Below are 19,215 nucleotides of genomic sequence, written 5' to 3' on the forward strand. Positions count from 1 at the left end.
CTTAAGTAAAAAAAGAAATAAGAGCATGATCTATTCAATTAGGTCATGCTTTTTTTGTGTGTCAAAATGACAGACGAATAAGATGGACGAACATAAAAAAAGCCGGACTCACGCCCGGCTTCTATATTCATAGACAAACTTATTCAGCATCTTTCTTTTTTATCGAAGTCGTGATTTTCTGCTCTTCCTTATCAAAGTCTACGATAATCGTATCGCCTTCACCTACTGAGGCACGGATAATCATCTCCGCCATCTCATCTTCCAGATACTTCTGGATCGCACGCTTCAACGGACGGGCACCGAATTGGATATCGTAGCCTTTTGTCGCAATGAAATCTTTTGCCTCGTCTGTGATCGACAACTCATAGCCCAGATTTGATACACGCTGATACAGACCCTGTAACTCAATATCGATAATCTTATGAATAGCGGCTTTATCAAGCTGATCGAACATAATGATATCATCCACACGGTTCAAGAACTCTGGAGCAAATGCTTTATTCAACGCTTTCTGGATCACGCTACGGGAGAAATCCTTATCCGGCTCACCAGCCATCTGGGTATTGAAACCAACGCCACGGCCGAAATCTTTCAATTGCCGGGTACCAATATTGGAAGTCATGATCAAGATCGTATTCTTGAAATCAATACGTCTACCCAGACTATCCGTCAAACGGCCTTCATCCAAGACTTGCAGCAGCAAGTTAAATACATCCGGATGCGCCTTCTCGATCTCGTCCAATAAGACCACTGAATAGGGCTTGCGACGTACTTTCTCTGTTAACTGGCCACCTTCCTCGTAACCAACGTATCCGGGAGGCGCTCCGATCAAACGGGAAACAGCGAATTTCTCCAAGTATTCACTCATATCGATACGTACCAAAGAATCCGCCGAATCAAATAGATATTCAGCAAGCTTCTTGGCCAAGTGAGTTTTACCTACACCCGTCGGTCCTAGGAACATAAAAGTTCCGATCGGCTTATTCGGATCTTTCAAGCCAACACGGTTACGTTGAATTGCCTTTACAATCTTTTGAACAGCATCATCCTGCCCGACCACCTTACTTTTCAATACGTCCGCCATTTCCAGAAGCTTGACATTCTCTGCCTTAGCGATACGTTGAACAGGCACACCAGACATCATGGCAACAACTTCAGCGACCTTCTCTTCATCAACGGTCTCCCGATGTTCTTGAAGCTCTTGTTCCCATTTAGCTTTCGCGGCCTCCAGTTGCAATAAATACTGACGCTCCTTATCGCGGAAACTTGCGGCTAACTCAAAGTTCTGAGATTTCACGGCCGCTAATTTCTCATTCTTCGTATCCTCGATCTTTGCCTCAAGCTCTTCGATACTTTTCGGAACAATGATATTAGATATATGTACACGGGAACCGGCCTCGTCTAAAGCATCGATCGCCTTATCCGGGAAATTACGGTCACTGATATATCTTTCTGTCAATTTTACACACGCTTGTAAAGCATCTTCAGTATAGATCACATTATGGTGCTCCTCATAACGAGGTTTGATATTACGCAAGATCTGCAAAGTTTCTTCCGCCGTAGTCGGATCAACGATCACTTTCTGGAAACGACGTTCCAACGCACCGTCTTTCTCGATATTCTTACGATATTCATCCAAAGTAGTAGCGCCAATGCATTGAATCTCACCACGAGCCAACGCAGGTTTCAGCATATTCGCCGCATCCATAGATCCGGAAGCGGAACCAGCGCCAACAATCGTATGAATCTCATCGATAAAGAGGATGATATTCGGGTTCTTCGATAACTCATTCAAGATAGCCTTAATACGTTCCTCGAATTGTCCGCGGTATTTCGTACCGGCGACAATAGAAGCCATATCCAAGCTAATCACACGCTTATCGAATAACACCCGGGAAACCTTACGCTGAATAATGCGTAAAGCCAATCCCTCTACGATAGCCGACTTACCCACACCCGGCTCACCAATCAATACCGGATTATTTTTCTTCCTACGGCTTAATATCTGGGCCAAACGCTCGATCTCCTTCTCACGTCCCACAATCGGGTCTAGACGGTTTTCTGCGGCGGCACGTGTCATATCCGTTCCGAAGTTATCCAGAACAGGTGTATCATTAGGGGATTTCGGTTGAGCGGCTCCCGCTCCAGTACCGGAAGAGGGGCGAGATGCCTCACGACGAGAGGAGAAACCTTCGTCCTCGTCATCTTCGTCATCATCCGTATATCCGTCGCTGATCTCGTCGAATTCCTCCATATTATTCAAACCGGTTCCGCTTACTAATATATTATATGCGGAACGATAAGTAATACCCGCATCGTTCAACACCTTGGCGGCTACGTTAAACTCCTCTTTCAATATCGCCAATAGGAGATGTTCCGTATCGGTCTCATCTTCCTTGAATAAACGAGATTCCAGCATACTCATACGCAAGACACGTTCTGTAGTCTTACTTATAGCGATCTCATGCTGGACAGAATCCTCAGAATCGAATGTGTTCTTTATTTCTTGCTCAATCTTGCGTTTAATATCCATCGGATCGGTATGTAGCTCTCGCAAGACACGCATTGCCTCGCCTTCGCCTTCCCGGATGATGCCTAGCATCAAATGTTCCGGCCCGATATAGCTATTCTGGAGTCTAGCCGCTTCTTCACGGCTATACTCAATCACGTCAATCAATCTTTTCGAATAATTTTTCATACTATATTATATATGTACTGATTACGCAAAGTTACATAATCTATTCCAACTATCATCAAATTTCGTGCCATTATTCCTTAATAAGCCTTGAAAAGCCCGGAGGCGCAAAATTTCAAGACAAATTCTTTCGTAGTATACGGAAAAACCTTACCTTAGTGCAATTTTTCAGAGGTGAGATATTGAGTGTAATTAATATAAAACTAAATGGTTGATCAAGACAGAATTATTAAGATTAACATCGAAGAGGAAATGAAATCGGCATACATTGATTATTCAATGTCTGTCATTGTTTCACGTGCTCTTCCTGATGTTAGGGATGGCTTTAAGCCGGTTCACCGCCGTATTTTATTTGGAATGAATGAACTGGGTAACACATCCGACAAACCTTATAAAAAATCTGCGAGAATAGTTGGTGAAGTTTTAGGTAAATATCATCCACATGGCGACTCGTCTGTATATTTCGCCATGGTTCGTATGGCCCAGACATGGTCTATGCGTTATCCGTTAGTAGACGGACAAGGTAACTTCGGTTCAGTGGACGGTGATAGTCCTGCCGCTATGCGTTATACAGAGGCACGGCTGAGTAAACTCGCCGAAGAAATGCTCCGGGATATCGATAAGGACACGGTAGATTTCCAGCTTAACTTCGATGATACGTTGAAGGAGCCGACCGTATTGCCGACTCGTGTTCCTAACTTACTTGTAAATGGTGGATCGGGTATCGCCGTTGGTATGGCTACGAATATGCCGACTCATAACTTGAGCGAGGTATTAGATGGTTGTATCGCTTATATCGATGCCAAGGGAGATATCGAGGTAGAGGGCTTAATGCAATATATCAAGGCTCCGGACTTCCCTACAGGCGCTACAATTTATGGCTACGCAGGCGTGAAAGACGCTTTCGAGACGGGTAGGGGACGTATCATCCTTCGCGGTAAAGCCGAGATTGAGGTGGAGAATAATCATGAGAAGATTATTATTACCGAGATTCCTTATTTGGTAAATAAGGCTGAGTTGATCAAGTATATCGCTGACCTAGTAAACGAGAAGCGTATCGATGGCATTTCCAATGTCAATGACGAGTCCGACCGTAGCGGTATGCGTATCGTAGTTGACGTGAAACGTGACGCGAACTCGAGTGTCGTACTGAATAAATTGTATAAGCTTACGGCTCTGCAATCCTCATTCAGCGTTAATAATATCGCTTTGGTGAACGGCCGTCCGAGGTTGCTTAACTTAAAAGACTTAATCAAGGCGTTTGTTGAGCACCGTCATGAGGTCGTTATCCGGCGTACAAAATATGAATTGAGGAAAGCGGAAGAGAGAGCCCATATATTGGAAGGCTTGATCATCGCTTCCGATAATATAGACGAGGTAATCGCGATTATCAAGTCTTCCAAGAGCCCGCAAGAGGCTATCGAGCGTTTGATCGAACGTTTCTCTTTATCTGAGCTTCAAGCACGTGCGATTGTCGAGATGAGACTTCGTCAGTTGACAGGTCTGGAACAAGACAAATTGCGTGCGGAATATGAGGAGATCGAGAAGTTGATCGCTTATTTGAATGAGATTCTGGAGAATGAGGACCTTTGTATGAAGGTTATCAAAGATGAATTATTGGAAATCAAGGATAAATTTGGCGACGAACGTAAGACGGATATCGTTTACGCCTCTGAGGAATTAAATCCGGAGGATTTCTATGCGGATGATGAGATGATCATTACCGTATCTCATATGGGATATATCAAACGTACCCCGTTAAGTGAGTTCCGTGCGCAAGGCCGTGGTGGTGTAGGAGCGAAGGGTTCCGAGACTAGAGACGAGGATTTCGTTGAGTATATCTATCCGGCATCCATGCACGCAACCTTATTATTCTTCACGGCAAAAGGTAAATGTTATTGGTTGAAGGTATTCGAGATTCCGGAAGGAGCTAAGAACGCTAAAGGACGTGCGATCCAGAATCTTCTGAATATCGAGCCGGATGATAAGGTACAAGCTTTTATACGTGTTAAGAAATTAACCACCGATACGGAATTCATTAATTCTCATTACCTATTATTCTGTACGAAGAAAGGTGTGATCAAAAAGACCTTGTTGGAGGCCTATTCCCGTCCTCGTCAAAACGGTGTGAACGCTATTACATTGCGTGAAGACGATGGCTTGATCCAAGTATGTATGACGAATGGCAACAACGAGGTGATCATAGCGAACCGTAACGGCCGGGCGATCCGTTTCCATGAAAGCGCGGTACGTGTAATGGGCCGTACGGCTTCCGGAGTGAAAGGTATGACTTTGGACGAGGATAATACCGATGAAGTCGTAGGTATGATCTGTATCAAGGACAAGGAAAAAGAGACCGTACTCGTCGTATCTGAGCAGGGATATGGAAAACGTTCCTCTATCGAGGATTATCGTATAACGAATCGTGGCGGTAAAGGCGTAAAAACCATTAATATCACGGAGAAGACCGGCAAATTAGTTGCCATCAAGAATGTTACGGACGAGAACGATTTAATGATTATCAATAAGTCGGGTATCGCTATCCGTATGAAAGTGGCCGATTTAAACGTAATAGGACGTGCTACTCAAGGTGTTCGTTTGATTAATCTGGAAAAGCGTAACGACGAAATCGCTTCTGTATGTAAAGTATTGTCTGAGAGCGAGGAGGAGATAGCCGAGCAAAAAGCGGAACAAGAAGCCAGACAAGAGAATGAGGGAAGAGAGTTCAGTGAGAATCAAGCTAGTCTAGGTACCGATGTTGATCTGCCGGAATCAGAGGAGGATAACGAACAAAATGATAACGAAGAAATAACTGAATAATTTTAAACAAATAGAAATATTAATCTCAAAATTACTATCGCAATGAAACGAGTATTATTAACAGTGGCACTATGTGTCGCAGCATCGGTCTCTTTTGCACAGAAAAAAGCTGTAAATGAGGCTCAAAGTATAGCTAAGGGTTCAACTCCTGATTTCTCGGAAGCCAGAACTCTTATTAAAGGAGCTTTGGAAAATCCAGAAACAAAGGATGACGCTAAAACTTGGTATGTTGCCGGTTTTATCGAGGATCAACAGTTCAGCAACGAAAGAACTAAACAAGTCTTGGGCCAACAACCGGACGAGCCTGTTATGTACGAGGCATTGGGTAGTATTTTGCCATACTTTGAGAAAGCATATGAGTTAGATCAACTTCCTAATGAAAAAGGAAAAGTTAAACCTAAGTTCACGAAAGATATCAAAGGTATCCTAGGAGCAAACCACGTATATTACATCAATGGTGGTGCTTACTATTTCGATCAGAAAGATTATAACAAAGCTTACGATTTCTTCGAGCAATACCTGAAAATATCTGATATGCCGATGTTTAAAGGTGAGGCTGTCGCTGAAAGAGATTCAAACTTCATGACAGTTCAGTTCTATGCCGCTGTAGCAGCGACCCAACTTGGCGATTCTCAAAAAGCTATCGCAGCGTTAGAGCGTGCTAAAAATACGGATTATAGAGCAAGCGAGGTATATCAATACTTATGCTATGAGTATGAGCAAGCTAAAGATACCGTGAATTTAGAGAAGACTTTGGAAGAAGGTTTGAATAAATTCCCTGAGGAACAGTATTTCTTAATGAGCCTTATAAACAATTACATCTATTCTAATAGAAATGAGAAAGCTATTGAATATTTGAACACAGCTATCGCTAAGGATTCCAACAATCCACAGCTTTACGATGTAATGGGCCGTGTTTATGAGACTGGTTTGAAAGATTACGCTAAAGCTGAAGAGTATTTCAAGAAAGCATTGGCGATCAATCCGGACTATATCGAATCTCTCTCTAACTTAGGTCGTGTATATTACAACCAAGGTGTAAACAAGCAAGGTGAGGCTAATATGATCAACGACGCAAAACAATATCAAGAGGAATTAGGCAAAGCTAAGGAATTCTTTAAGCTAGCTCTTCCTTACTTTGAGAAAGCTCACCAAATGAAACCAGAAGAAAGAGAATATATGACTGCTTTAAGAGGTATTTACTACAACTTGAATATGGGTGATAAATTCGATGCTATTGAAGCAGAGATGAATAAGTAATTTCTTCTTTCAGAATAAATTGGAACCGTCTAGTAATATAAGGTTACTAGGCGGTTTTTTATTTGTGTATCATGTATTGGAGTAGTCATTTTTTGATCGCTTATAATACTATTAAACATAATGGGAATTATAAAATTAATAGCAAGATAAGGATAAATTAGTGCATTCAAGCAAAGCTTGTAGCTGCTTTGAGTAAAGACACAGATCTTTTCACGGCTGTGAAACGTTTGTTTCATGGATGTGAAAAGATCGTATCACAGCTGTGAAAAGATCAGATCACCTATATGAAAAGATTAATTCAGCTTGACGCAACTATTTGATTCGCTATTAACTCCTTCAAATAAAGCATGACTTTCGGATGACTTAATGGCATGTCCTCTAGGATTTCTTTAAGCTCTCGCGTACTGATATCAAATGAAACCAGATCTGAATGATATGAGAAATGAATGTTTATGTCTGGATTACTGCCTATAAGCATAGCCATTGTACCCGCCAAATCTCCCCAAGGCGGACAATCAATATGAGATGAGACAAAACAAGCAACAACTACCGTACCTTTTCCCTGTATGGAAGATATTTCCACATTCCCGCCTGTTTGCTCCGCGTTTTGTATCAAGAAAGGTAAGCCTAGACCCACTTTTCGTGTCGTGCGAGTCGTATAAAACGGATTACGGATCAGAGAGACTGTTTCCGGATCCATACCACAGCCATTATCCGCGATACGAATACATATGGATGTGTCCTTTATCTGTATATCTATCTCTATGTCAGAAGCTTTTGCTCTGATACTATTAGCGGTTATATCCGTGATATGAAACGAGAGATTATCCATGAGAGGCGAAAATTAAGTGATTGTCTTTTTGATCAAAAGCCTTTCGTAAGCCATCGAAGGTTAATTCCTCCGTTTGCCAAATGGAGGGCTGAGTACCTATTTGTTCGGGGCAATGAGCATCCGAGGCTGAGTATTGAGTCTGCTCTTTCAAATACCCGTGAATAGACAATAACTTACTGTATCTTTGCTGATTATTATATTCAATAGCATCTAAAGATAAGCAGGGGTCTATAAAACCTAATTGACTGATCAAGCTGAATGACGGACGTTCTACATGGGCGGCTACAAATAGAGCATCCACCTTACGTGCTTGAGCGGCTATTTGGTTTACGCTTTGATCCAAGGCGGAGAGCAAAAGATAGGGTACTTCTCCTAGAATCTCATTCTCCGCATTCACCCAAACTTGATCGCCAAAACGTTCCGGATCATTTGGAATTGGAGGGAGATGCTCTTCTAAATATCGTTGGAATCGCTTACGGGATTCATCGGTCGGGAAATAAACCAGACAATGCGCTTCCTCACGGGTCGTAACTTCTACGCCCGCAAAGACCCTTAGTCCGAATCTCTCGCCAAGGGATTGAATCTCCGGGCATTGTAAGGTCGTATTATGGTCCGTAATGGCAATAGCATCCAAACCTTTCGCTAAGGAACGACGCACGATCTCCGATGGACTCATTTCCAGACTGCCGCATGGCGACAGGCAAGTATGGATATGTAAATCAGCTAAATACTGTTTCATCCATTCTCATTCTGTAATAAGCGGTAAATCATACCGGAAGCCTCGAACGCGGAGCGTGTAGTTCCTAAAAGAGGGACAGCCTCTTCCCTACCTTTTTGTAAGGTCTCATCATCCGGAGAGGTTCCGTTCACGATCAATACCGCGGAGACGTCTTTTAAAGTAGCCACGGCCAGTATATTCTGATGCGTTTGCATGGTAATCCATAGCATACCCTCCTCGATATGTCCCATGACATCACTTAGTAAATCGCTCGTATAGCCCCCGGTTATCTCTGTATCAAGGCCCTCTTCTCCACAAAATACAGTAAGATTCAACATCTTCACTAAATCACAAACCTTCATATTTAGCTCCTTTCTTATAACAATCCTTATTTAAACGATCTTTCCCCCATGTCTTCTCAACGATACGGAAGGCATGCTCTTGGTCTAGTTTACCGTGCTTCTCCATATTACGTTGCATAAATACGCAATCACTGAATTGAGCCTCGTGGCGTACGATATCCTCGGCCAAGCTTTGACAGTTCGGGCTGCCGCAAGCGCCACAATCGATTCCCGGTAGGTAGCACATCAATTTCCGCACTTGCTCCATTTTCTTCAGCATCTCATCGATCGTTCCTTCGTACAACCGTTTGGGATTCGGTTGCACCGGACGGATCGTAATATGCTGCCTCAAATAGGATAAAGCCTCGAAATTATCGGCGGCGTATATCATCGGTACTTTATCCCGGTTCATGGATCGCTTCATGATACGCTCGGCCGTGAGGAAACGGTTCGCTACGGCTAATACACCTCCGGCACAGCTACGGTCGCAAGCCCTCAGTTCCAGAAAGTCTACGTTACGTACCTCGCTGGTCGTTTCCATTCGTTCCAAGAAATCGATCACATTATGGATCTCATCGATCGCGAGGCAACGACCGGAGAAATGTTTGGCCTCCCCTCCTGTCTGGCTCCATCGCATCTCTTTTTTCGTTAATGGCGGAGGAAGCTCACATTCCGGCTCATATCCTCTCGGGCGATTCTTAAGAATATGGTATACCTTATTATATAGGGTATCCATATTTATCACGCCTTTGATCGTAGATGAGTAACCTTCCGCTCCCTTCAACGCCGCGATTTTCGCCGCGCAAGGCGTAACATAAAAGATACCGATCTCTTCCGAGGGAACACCTTGCCCTTCCAATATCTTATGATAATAAGTGGCCGAGGCGTTTACCGGCGCTTTCACCAATAAGATATTCTCCACCAGCGCAGGGAAACGGACTTGTATCAACCGGACGATAGCGGGGCAAAAAGAACTGATCACCGGTTTTTCCTCGGCGTTTTCCATCTGCCGTACCATTTCCTTATGGATCATATCGGCGGTAAACTCTACTTGGAAAACATGGGTAAAGCCCAGTTCCATAACGGCGCTGATAATTTCCTTCTCGGTCGTGTACTTTGAGAACTGCCCGATAAATACCGTGGGCATCAACGCTACCCTGCATTTATAATCAAATATACGCTGGAAGTCATCCTGCTCCACATAGATAGCCTCTGTCGGGCACGATTTCAAGCACTCGCCGCAATCCACGCACCAATCCTTATGGATCAAAGCCTTACCATCCCGGATACGGATCGCTCCCGTAGGGCACTCTTTCATGCAATGCGTACAGCCTATACAGCGGTCATTGTCAATCTTCAAGGCATGATAAAAATTAGCTTCCTCCATGGTCTACGCTCCTTCTTTATTAAACCATGTGACCATACGTACCGTGGTACCTACGTCTACTTGGCTCTCGATCGTTAATTCATCTACGTTCTTCTTCATATTTGGAAGTCCCATTCCGGCACCAAATCCCATCTCACGCACGGCCTCGGATGCCGTCGAATACCCTTCACGCATAGCTAGCGATATATCCGGGATTCCGGGCCCTTCATCCTTCAGTTCCAAAGATATTTTATCAGCGTCCAATTCAGCGACAACCGTTCCTCTCCAAGCGTGAGCCACGATATTCACCTCCGCCTCATAAAGCGCCACGACCACCCGCTTAATGATCCGGGGATCGATAGCCAATTGCTTCAAGACCTTCTTTATCTGGCTAGACGCATAACCCGCCTTCGAGAAATTACCGCCCTCTAACTCAAACTTAAATAGCATATCTCACGACCTCCTTTCTCAATATATAGGAAGGAGCCCCGCGCTATAAAGCTCTCCGACCGTATGATACATAGAATGATCCGTCTCCAGAAGAACCATATTGTTCTCACGAGCCAGCTCCAGCATATCCGGGGTTACTTTCTTCCCCCGCACGAAAAGTATATAAGAAACTTCCGCCATCTCCGCGGTACGGATCGTTTGCAAATTACAAAGTCCTGTCACCAACAGCACATCGCCACAATCCAGCGTAAGCACGTCACTCATCAGATCGCTGGCAAAAGCGCACTGCACATCATTCTCCCGTTTCTCTGAGCCACAGACGATGGAGGCATCGGTAAGTTCTTGAATTCTTTGAATCTTCATAAGGTACCAGAGGTTACATTTTACATGGGCTAATGTAAGAAATAATTTCGAATGTCGGCCTAGTATATTACATTAATTACTATCTTTGGTACACTAACAAAAAATAATCCTTATGTTCAGTAAAGAAACTTATATGGCCCGCCGGGCTAAGCTGAAACAAACCATAGGTTCCGGTTTGTTGCTATTCCTTGGAAACGACGAGAGTGGGATGAACTACGCCGATAATACGTATCACTTCCGTCAAGACTCTACCTTCTTGTATTTCTTCGGATTGCCATACGCCGGGTTATCCGCTATCATCGATATCGATAACGATAAGGAGATCATCTTTGGCGATGAGTTGACTATAGACGCGATTGTATGGATGGGTACGCAGCCCACCCTAAAAGAGAAGAGCGAGGCCGCAGGTATCAAGGAAGTCCGTCCTTTCAAGGAGATCGAGACATACTTGAAGAATGCCCAGCAAAAAGGCCAGCCAATCCATTATCTGCCGACGTATCGTGCGGAACACCAGATCAAGTTATTCCAATGGTTGGGTATCGTACCCGGCGCGGAGAAACCTTCCGTGCCTTTTATCATGGGTGTCGTAAACCAACGGAATTACAAGAGCGAGGAAGAAATCGCCGAGATCGAGAAAGCCTGTATCGTAACCGCCGATATGCACCTGACTGCCATGCGTACCGTACGTCCGGGAATCCGGGAGTCGGATGTAGCGGCTGCCGTTGCGGAAGTCGCTTTCGCCAACAATTACCAGCTCTCCTTCCCTATCATCGCCACGATCAATGGGCAGACTTTGCACAACCATGATCATAGCCATATGATTAAGAGCGGCGATATGCTGTTATTGGACGCCGGCGCCGAGACTGAGATGGGATATGCCGGAGATATGTCCTCCACCATCCCGGCCGACTCCAAGTTCACGACCCGTCAAAAAGACATCTATGACATTCAAGTAGCCGCCCATGAGGCTGCCGTAGCGGCTTTGCGCCCGGGTATTCCTTTCGTGGATGTATATGAGTTGTCTTGTAAAGTGATCATGGAGGGTTTAAAGGACCTTGGTTTCGTGAAAGGAGATCCGATGGAAGCCGTAAAAGCCGGTGCTCACGCCATGTTTATGCCTTGTGGCTTAGGCCATATGATGGGATTGGATGTACATGATATGGAGAATCTGGGAGAGGTATACGTTGGTTATGACGGACAGCCGAAGAGTACGGAATTCGGACGTAAGTCATTGCGCTTGGGACGTAAGCTGGAACCGGGTTTTGTCTTGACCATCGAGCCGGGTGTATACTTCATCCCTGAATTAATGGATTTATGGAGAGGCCAGAACAAGTTCACCGAATTCATCAATTACGAGAAGTTGTTTACATATAAAGATTTCAGTGGCATACGTAACGAGGAAGACTATCTGATTACCGAGAACGGCGCTCGTCTATTAGGAAAGAAGATCCCTTTGCGTACGGAAGAAGTGGAAGCCATTCGATAAATCCTATACATTATTATATATAAGCTTATGCAAAAGGGGGAGCCTTAAAACAGCTCTCCCTTTTTGGGCTAAACGAGAAAGACAATGTATGAAACGATTTAAAAGCGGTATCCGATACTTAGAAAGAACGAATGCATAAAACGAATCCGAGGCATACTAAGCCTTTTCCCCTCTACAACGAAGTTTCGCCCTCCACTATATAAATCAAAATTCGAGAATATATACCCCAAAGAGAATATATACCGCTGGTCTATATCGAGGCTCAACATACTTTTAATATGATAAAATAACGATTTACCTCCCTTGTTCTTTATATGATCGAATTTTTGAGGTATCCATACCCCGGGAGTGTTTGGAACATAGCTTATATTAAACTCTTGATTGACAGGCAAAGGAATGGTTAATCCGGGTGAAACGACCAAAGAGAGTCCCGTATCCTTGTCTTTCCCGAATTTAAAAGCGGGAGTTACTAACTGGATGGCCGGACGTAACGCAAAGAAATGACAGCCCGGATTACTCTCATCTGAATCCCAGAACCACTGATTATCTCTTGAAAACCCCGTATAACTATCTTTCTCAATCGTATTACAGAAAAGCAACCCCATAGTAATTCCCACATAAGGAATCGGTAGATAAGTAACAGATGGCTCTACCTCCCATGCTGAATTATTATTCAAGGCACCGGAGAGTTCTACTTTCCACATATGGGATTTTTCTTCCTCTTGCGCCTGTCCCCCAAAGGTAAAGATCAAACAAATAAAGAAAAGTATAGATCTCATTATTTATAGGATGTTAGTTGTTCATTTACAGTAAAGACAGAGGACCTTCTCAATCACCCTATCCATTAGGGTTAATAAATCAAAAAGAGTTAATAATAAACACGGACTTAAAAAGAAAGCGTACATTTCCTTCTCAGACTATACATGATATTTCATCATCTCGAAACGAAAACTCGTGAATCGATAAAAAAAAGGCTGTCCCATCTTGAAGTGGAACAGCCCTCTTTGCTAAATAATACTGATTAAATTGCTTTCAGAATCTCGGTCAGTTTTTCCGGGGTGACGTTGGCGGCGATTATCACTCCTTCGTCGTTAATCAAGAAGTTCTTGAAACCTTTTCTTAAATCATACTTCTTGTACAACTCTGACTCTTTACCCAGTCCTTCGTGAAATTGCGTTGACAGATCCAACTTGTCAATCTTTACCGTCTCGGTAAAAATAGATTCTTTCTCATCCATAGAGATCGAACACATCGCGATTTTGTCCGGACCAAACTTGTTAACCTCATTCGCCAATTGCACGTTACGAGCCCGCGATTCCGCATCGTAAGCCGCCCAAAAGTTGAGCAATGTATAACGTCCTAATTGGTTGTGGAAACTGGCTTTAGCGTCGTTTCCCAAAAACTCTATTCTCGGAGCTAGATCACCGGGGTTCACACCCTCGGTAAGTTTCGCCTTTTTCGAACCGGCAGACATCCCTAATAACGCTACCGATGCGATGAGAACATAAGCTCTTACCTTCATATTTTCAATTTTACGTTAAACTTAATCGGGGGAATCTCCCGGGGGACAAACTCCCGACTCCTGATTTTCAGGATCGTAAACAAGCATGTTTCTTTCGCTAAAGAGACACTTACTTGTCTTTAACGGGTGCAAATATAAAACCAAATACTTCTTTCCACCAAATTATATAGCGATTTTCTGCAAATTAGCAAGCTTTTTTATATGTTTTAGCGCACACATCGATAAAAAATTAACTGTTTTGCAACATAAATTTAGAAGTAGAGTACCTTTTTCTCCCCGAGAGAACCGCAAAATCATCAAGAATCATTAGCTTCCCGCTCCCCTACCTTTAGACCGATAACAGGGAATCCTTAGCGATTTCATCTTTAAGTATAGATTATCCAACGGCTGTTGCATAATCATCTAACAGTTGGTGCATGATCTTCCAACAGCCGTTAGAAGATCATGCACCAACTGAAAAATTAGCAATGCTTCAAGAACAAACCGCTAATCCTTCTTGGAAAAGAGGCTAATAGCATTAAGAGATTCCCTTTAATCACCTTGTACTGCCATCTTGAAAAATAAAAGGAAAAAAATACCCTTCCCTCTTGTTTATTCAAAAACTTCCACTACATTTGCAGTGTACTATTAAACTAATACACTAAAGCAGCAAAACATATGATTACATTAAAAGAACTCTCATTCAGCTATAGCCGCAAAAAAGAGGTACTTGATCGTATCAATCTTGAGGTTGGATCGGGACACATCTGTGGCTTATTGGGAAAGAACGGCGAAGGAAAGACTACGCTTCTAAACCTTCTAAGCGGACAGATCTTTCCGGATCAAGGTTCTTGCCTCGTATTGGAGGAAACTCCTTCAGAGAGAAACGCTCGTTTCTTGCAGCAGATCTTCTTATTGCCTGAGGAAATCTCCATGCCTGAGGTCACCGCCATAGAATATATAAAGATGTACGCGCCTTTTTATCCGACATTTAGGGACGATATCTGCAAGGCTTGCGTAGAATCGTTTGAGATCAATCTATCCGATCGCCTGTCGAAAATGTCTCAAGGACAACGGAAAAAGGTGGCGATAACCTTGGCGCTGGCCGCTCATACGCCCCTGCTTCTAATGGATGAGCCTACAAATGGGCTGGACATTCCCTCGAAAGCGACATTCCGCAGACTGGTAGCCTCTTTGATAGATGACAATCAGACGGTTATTATCTCCACGCATCAGGTCAGGGATCTGGAAAGCTTGATCGACACGGTATTGATCTTAGACCAAAGGCAAATCCTATTGAATAAGACGTTGAACGAGATCGGCGAGAAACTTTATTTCGGACCACTCCTGCCGGAAGAGAAAGCTCTTTATTCCGAGCCTACCCCGCAAGGGACAATAGGCGTCACCGCAAGGGATGGCAAGGAAGAGACGGCCGTATCCTTAGAGTTGCTCTTTAACGCGGCGATAACGTATCCCAAAGAGATCCAAAGAATCATGAACTCCTAAATACACATAGATATGAAAACAGATTTTAGTATACAACGCATCAATCTTTTACTTCGCAAAGATTGGATAGAGAATAAGAAGAAATTAGCTTATGGGGTGTTGGTCATCCTCGGAGTCCTCTTCTTTTTCCTATTATCCTCCATTTTATGGGCTACGAGATTCCGTACCTTTACATTATATGTATTGGGATCATTAGGAACTTTTATCGCTTTCTGTAGCTACGTAAACTTAATGATACACCGCCCTAGAGGATTGTTCTTGACGCTTCCCGCGAGCAACCAAGAGAAATTTGCCGCTATCTTGATCGAAGGCATCGTGGTATTCTTAACATACCAAGTCACGTTCTGGACTGGGACGGGAATAGCCTCAATGCTCATTCATATACAGCCTGTAGCATTCAAGGACATTATCATGACCTTGCAAGATTTCACCATGCTGGCGTTTGCCGGCTCCTTGATGTTTCTCTCTTATGTCACATTCAAGAAGTATGCTTTAGGAATCGCTTGTGGTGGATATATATTGATAATCGCTTCTATCATAGGGATTGTTTATCTATGCATAAACATCTTGAATATCCAGCCGGGTATGAATAGTTTTTGTTATGAATCTTCCCCGCTTTATACCGCCGTGTATTGGCTGAGCTTTGCCTTTACACCCGCATTTCTCATCGCGACCCTCGTGGTCTTATACGTCGCTTATCTAAAACTTAAAGAAAAGGAACTAAGATGAACTACAATACGAATCAATCCATATTTATCCAGATAGCCGAGCGGATTTGCGACCGGGTATTGAGTGGTAATTACAAAGCCGATAGCCGTATCCCGTCCGTACGGGAACTGGCGGTAGAGATGGAGGTAAATCCAAATACGGTCATGCGTTCCTTCGAGCGCCTGCAAGCCAACGATATTATTTACAACAAGCGTGGGATCGGCTACTTCGTCGCTTCCGACGCCGAGCAAAAAATCCGTGAGATGCGCCATAACCAGTTCGTGGAAGAGGTACTTCCCGCCGTCTTCAAGGAGATGCACCTGCTAGATGTAGGTATCGACGAGCTTACGAAAGCCTATACATTATATATATCTACCATTAAATAAAGACAATCATGAAAAAAAGTAATCGCGTATTTATCGCCTTGATAGCGACATTATATATCGTTCCAGCCCTCACTTTCGGCGTTGCCCAGTTTACGTCGGAAAAATGCCTTACAGGTTTCACGCAAAAGTTTCAGATTATCCAGATAGATAATCCGGAGTTGAAAGCGGAAAACATAAAAGTCGATACGAGAACCGCCTCCGAATTTCCCCGGGGGCAAATACTGGAAGCAAAGGACCGGTCGCTGCTCTATTACGAGGGAATGAAACGGTATTTGCCGGAAGTCAGCCGCCACGATTCTCTATTATTGGTTAGCGGGGCGAGGGACGCCGGGCAAGATAAAAATCTCACGTTGCATATCCGTATCAACAATATCCAGAAGATCCGTCTGAACGGAGAAGAGATTTGGACTAAGTAACAAGCACATACACACATTATTTCTTAATCATTAAATCGTACTATAATGAAACAAATCATTATGGCAGCTCTTCTTATATCCTTTTCTTGGGGTATTCGGGCACAACAATTACAGATCCGGGGGAAAGTCATTGATCTATCCGACAAGTCTCCTCTTGAGTTTGCGAATATCACGCTTCAAACAGCCGATTCCGCATTCATCACAGGGACGACGACGGATAGTAAAGGACTTTTCCGGATCGAGAAAGTCAAGGCCGGAGATTATCAAGTATCTGTTTCCTCCATAGGTTACAAGACCTCGGTAGTCTCCGTGCTGGGACTTTCCCAGAATATAGATCTCGGTACGATCTCATTGGCATCCTCCTCTATATCCTTAGATGAAGTCACGGTCAACGCTTCCGCTATCCGTAATACGGCGGACCGTAAGATCGCGTTCCCTACCTCCGAGCAAAAAGCGGCCTCCAGCAATGGCATCAATCTATTGAACGCCTTGATGCTTCCTCGTTTGGAAGTAGACCCGATCCGGAATAGCGTATCGCTACCGAATGAAGGGACGATTCAATTCTGCATCAACGGTATCAAGGTGGAGCTATCCGATATCCGGGGCTTATCGCCACAGGAGGTAATCCGGGTAGAATATCATGATAATCCGGGCTTACGTTACGGTAACGCCTCTGTCGTACTCGACTACATTGTCCGGAGGGAAACTAGCGGCGGTTCTGTCAATCTGGATCTTAGTAATTCACCGACCACCTCTTTTGGAGACGATCAGGTATCGACGAAGTTCAATCATAAGAAATCGGAGTTCGGATTGCAATACGCCGTCCGTTACCGGAATCCGTATCATATCTGGACGGAAGGAGTCGAGACCTTCCGCTTTGAGAGTGGCGAGACGATGGAACGTACCTCGGAAGGTCTGCCAAGAGGAATGTCCGAGACCGCTCATAACCTCTCTCTTAATTATAATCTGGTAGATAACGACCATTATTATTTCAATGCCACGCTACGCTATTTCTTATCAGACGAGGATAAAGGTGGCGGCAAGAACCTGTATACCAACAATAATCCCGAAGATAAGACATACGCTTGGAATCCAAATAGCAACTCTACCAAACGTCCTTCCCTCGACCTTTATTACCAACGCTCCTTACCACATAAGCAGACATTGATACTTAATATGGTAGGTACGTACATACATACGAACGCAAACCAAATGTATCAAGAATGGAAAAACGATATCCTCTTATCGGATATCTTGTCGAACGTGGACGGAGACAAATATTCCATCATCGGCGAGGGAATCTACGAACGGCAATTCGAGGCCGGTCGATTGGGAGGAGGATTGAAACACACCCAATCGTGGACGGATAACACCTACAGCGGAACGGTTGGAGGACGAACCAAGATGAAACAGTCGGAGACGTATCTCTATACGGAATTCAGCGGACGTGTCAAGAAGTTGAATTATACCGCCGGAATAGGTGTCTCCCGCTCATGGCTCAAGCAAGAAGGTGAGGAAGATTATCAATATTATACGTTCCGCCCAAAGGTATCCTTACAATATAACTTTACGGATAATATGTATTTCCGGGTGAACGGTAGCGTAAATAATGTCTCACCTAGCCTATCGGAGCTAAGCGCCATCGAGCAATACATCGATACGCTCCAGATACGCCGGGGAAATCCTTATCTGAAACCCTATAAGAGTTATGACATGCAAGCCAATTATCTATATAAAAAAGGAATATTCACCGGAGACTTAAACTTTTATTACAGCAATAGCCCGAACCGGATCATGGAGGAAGTGATACGGGAAAACAATAAGTTCATTCGCATTACCGATAACCAAAAAGGATGGCAGAAACTAAGCGGTGACTTGACATTACGTGTCGGCCCTATCATCAAGCGGATCATAAGCCTATCCGTGACAGGTGGAGTCAATCGTTATATCAGCGAAGGAAATAGTTACTCGCATACCTATAACAATTGGTATTACCGGGCTTCCGTCATGGCTATGTACAAGAAATTCATGGCTATGTTCCAGATACAAAGTAGCTATAATACGTTTGTCGGCGAATTATTGCATGGCGGCGAGAATATCCATATGTTTATGTTCCGGTACAATCAAGGTAAATTCGCCGTTGGAGCCGGATTGATGATGCCTTTCTCCAGCCAGTACAAACGGGTAGAGGAAAATCGGAACGCTTACGCTCCCAGCCGTACGAACATGTACGCGAACGACTTCAGCCGAATGTTGATGCTAACCTTCTCTTGGAATTTTGACTTCGGCCGCAAGTTCAAGGAGACCAACAAGAAACTTTGGAATAGTGACGAGGATTCGGGTATCATGCGATGATCCTCAAATAAA

At 43.9% G+C, this 19,215-nt stretch carries 17 protein-coding genes; 8 read left to right on the forward strand and 9 right to left on the reverse strand.

Annotated features, from left to right (window positions below):
• Positions 1-139 precede the first annotated feature (139 nt).
• On the reverse strand, positions 140-2,698 hold the full coding sequence (locus tag DWY79_RS11705) for an ATP-dependent Clp protease ATP-binding subunit (protein WP_008779884.1): 2,559 nt from the start codon (positions 2,696-2,698) through the stop codon (positions 140-142).
• A gap of 204 nt (positions 2,699-2,902) precedes the next feature.
• On the opposite strand from DWY79_RS11705, the gene gyrA reads away from it, so the two are divergent.
• Both gyrA and DWY79_RS11715 read left to right on the forward strand, forming a co-directional pair.
• Complete coding sequence (gyrA, locus tag DWY79_RS11710; RefSeq protein ID WP_005856960.1) at positions 2,903-5,515, forward strand: DNA gyrase subunit A; 2,613 nt, start codon at positions 2,903-2,905, stop codon at positions 5,513-5,515.
• Positions 5,516-5,557: 42 nt separating this feature from the next.
• Positions 5,558-6,775, forward strand: a complete 1,218-nt coding sequence (locus DWY79_RS11715; protein ID WP_009017452.1) for a lipopolysaccharide assembly protein LapB — start codon at positions 5,558-5,560, stop codon at positions 6,773-6,775.
• Between the two features lie 298 nt (positions 6,776-7,073).
• On the opposite strand, the gene DWY79_RS11720 is transcribed toward DWY79_RS11715, so the two are convergent.
• The 6 genes from DWY79_RS11720 to DWY79_RS11745 are packed head-to-tail and all read right to left on the reverse strand — an operon-like array spanning position 7,074 to position 10,845.
• The gene (locus DWY79_RS11720; protein ID WP_005862300.1) at positions 7,074-7,607 is read right to left on the reverse strand and encodes an ATP-binding protein; all 534 of its coding nucleotides are present in this window, start codon (positions 7,605-7,607) and stop codon (positions 7,074-7,076) included.
• Positions 7,600-8,346 carry a PHP domain-containing protein gene (locus tag DWY79_RS11725; protein WP_048927298.1) on the reverse strand — a complete coding sequence of 249 codons (747 nt, stop codon included), beginning with the start codon at positions 8,344-8,346 and terminating at the stop codon, positions 7,600-7,602. The genes DWY79_RS11720 and DWY79_RS11725 overlap by 8 nt, the downstream gene beginning before the upstream one ends.
• Complete coding sequence (locus tag DWY79_RS11730; RefSeq protein ID WP_022192654.1) at positions 8,343-8,687, reverse strand: DRTGG domain-containing protein; 345 nt, start codon at positions 8,685-8,687, stop codon at positions 8,343-8,345. Before DWY79_RS11730 ends, DWY79_RS11725 begins: the two co-directional genes overlap by 4 nt.
• On the reverse strand, positions 8,674-10,053 hold the full coding sequence (locus tag DWY79_RS11735; RefSeq protein ID WP_122369370.1) for a [Fe-Fe] hydrogenase large subunit C-terminal domain-containing protein: 1,380 nt from the start codon (positions 10,051-10,053) through the stop codon (positions 8,674-8,676). Before DWY79_RS11735 ends, DWY79_RS11730 begins: the two co-directional genes overlap by 14 nt.
• Before the next feature lie 3 nt (positions 10,054-10,056).
• Positions 10,057-10,482, reverse strand: a complete 426-nt coding sequence (locus DWY79_RS11740) for an ATP-binding protein (protein ID WP_005856948.1) — start codon at positions 10,480-10,482, stop codon at positions 10,057-10,059.
• Positions 10,483-10,500: 18 nt separating this feature from the next.
• A complete protein-coding gene (locus tag DWY79_RS11745; RefSeq protein ID WP_005856945.1) occupies positions 10,501-10,845 on the reverse strand; it encodes a hypothetical protein in 345 nt (114 codons plus the stop codon).
• Between the two features lie 112 nt (positions 10,846-10,957).
• Here DWY79_RS11745 and DWY79_RS11750 point away from each other — a divergent pair, with 112 nt between their 5' ends.
• Positions 10,958-12,331 carry an aminopeptidase P family protein gene (locus tag DWY79_RS11750; RefSeq protein ID WP_005856943.1) on the forward strand — a complete coding sequence of 458 codons (1,374 nt, stop codon included), beginning with the start codon at positions 10,958-10,960 and terminating at the stop codon, positions 12,329-12,331.
• 98 nt (positions 12,332-12,429) lie between these two features.
• On the opposite strand, the gene DWY79_RS11755 is transcribed toward DWY79_RS11750, so the two are convergent.
• On the reverse strand, positions 12,430-13,110 hold the full coding sequence (locus tag DWY79_RS11755) for a hypothetical protein (protein ID WP_121773192.1): 681 nt from the start codon (positions 13,108-13,110) through the stop codon (positions 12,430-12,432).
• 242 nt (positions 13,111-13,352) lie between these two features.
• A complete protein-coding gene (locus DWY79_RS11760; RefSeq protein ID WP_005856939.1) occupies positions 13,353-13,853 on the reverse strand; it encodes a thioredoxin family protein in 501 nt (166 codons plus the stop codon).
• A gap of 657 nt (positions 13,854-14,510) precedes the next feature.
• Between DWY79_RS11760 and DWY79_RS11765 the strand changes: the two genes are divergently transcribed.
• The 5 genes from DWY79_RS11765 to DWY79_RS11785 are packed head-to-tail and all read left to right on the forward strand — an operon-like array spanning position 14,511 to position 19,203.
• The gene (locus DWY79_RS11765; RefSeq protein WP_005862293.1) at positions 14,511-15,338 is read left to right on the forward strand and encodes an ATP-binding cassette domain-containing protein; all 828 of its coding nucleotides are present in this window, start codon (positions 14,511-14,513) and stop codon (positions 15,336-15,338) included.
• A gap of 12 nt (positions 15,339-15,350) precedes the next feature.
• On the forward strand, positions 15,351-16,067 hold the full coding sequence (locus tag DWY79_RS11770) for a hypothetical protein (RefSeq protein WP_122369371.1): 717 nt from the start codon (positions 15,351-15,353) through the stop codon (positions 16,065-16,067).
• Positions 16,064-16,432 carry a GntR family transcriptional regulator gene (locus tag DWY79_RS11775; protein ID WP_005856933.1) on the forward strand — a complete coding sequence of 123 codons (369 nt, stop codon included), beginning with the start codon at positions 16,064-16,066 and terminating at the stop codon, positions 16,430-16,432. The genes DWY79_RS11770 and DWY79_RS11775 overlap by 4 nt, the downstream gene beginning before the upstream one ends.
• A gap of 8 nt (positions 16,433-16,440) precedes the next feature.
• Entirely contained in the window at positions 16,441-16,848 is a 408-nt protein-coding gene (locus DWY79_RS11780; protein ID WP_005862287.1) for a hypothetical protein, read from the forward strand.
• 45 nt (positions 16,849-16,893) lie between these two features.
• A complete protein-coding gene (locus DWY79_RS11785) occupies positions 16,894-19,203 on the forward strand; it encodes a TonB-dependent receptor domain-containing protein (RefSeq protein ID WP_122369372.1) in 2,310 nt (769 codons plus the stop codon).
• The last annotated feature ends 12 nt before the right edge of the window (positions 19,204-19,215 follow it).

The sequence above is a fragment of the Parabacteroides sp. AF27-14 genome, from assembly GCF_003635425.1.
GTDB classification, from domain to species: Bacteria; Bacteroidota; Bacteroidia; order Bacteroidales; family Tannerellaceae; genus Parabacteroides; species Parabacteroides distasonis.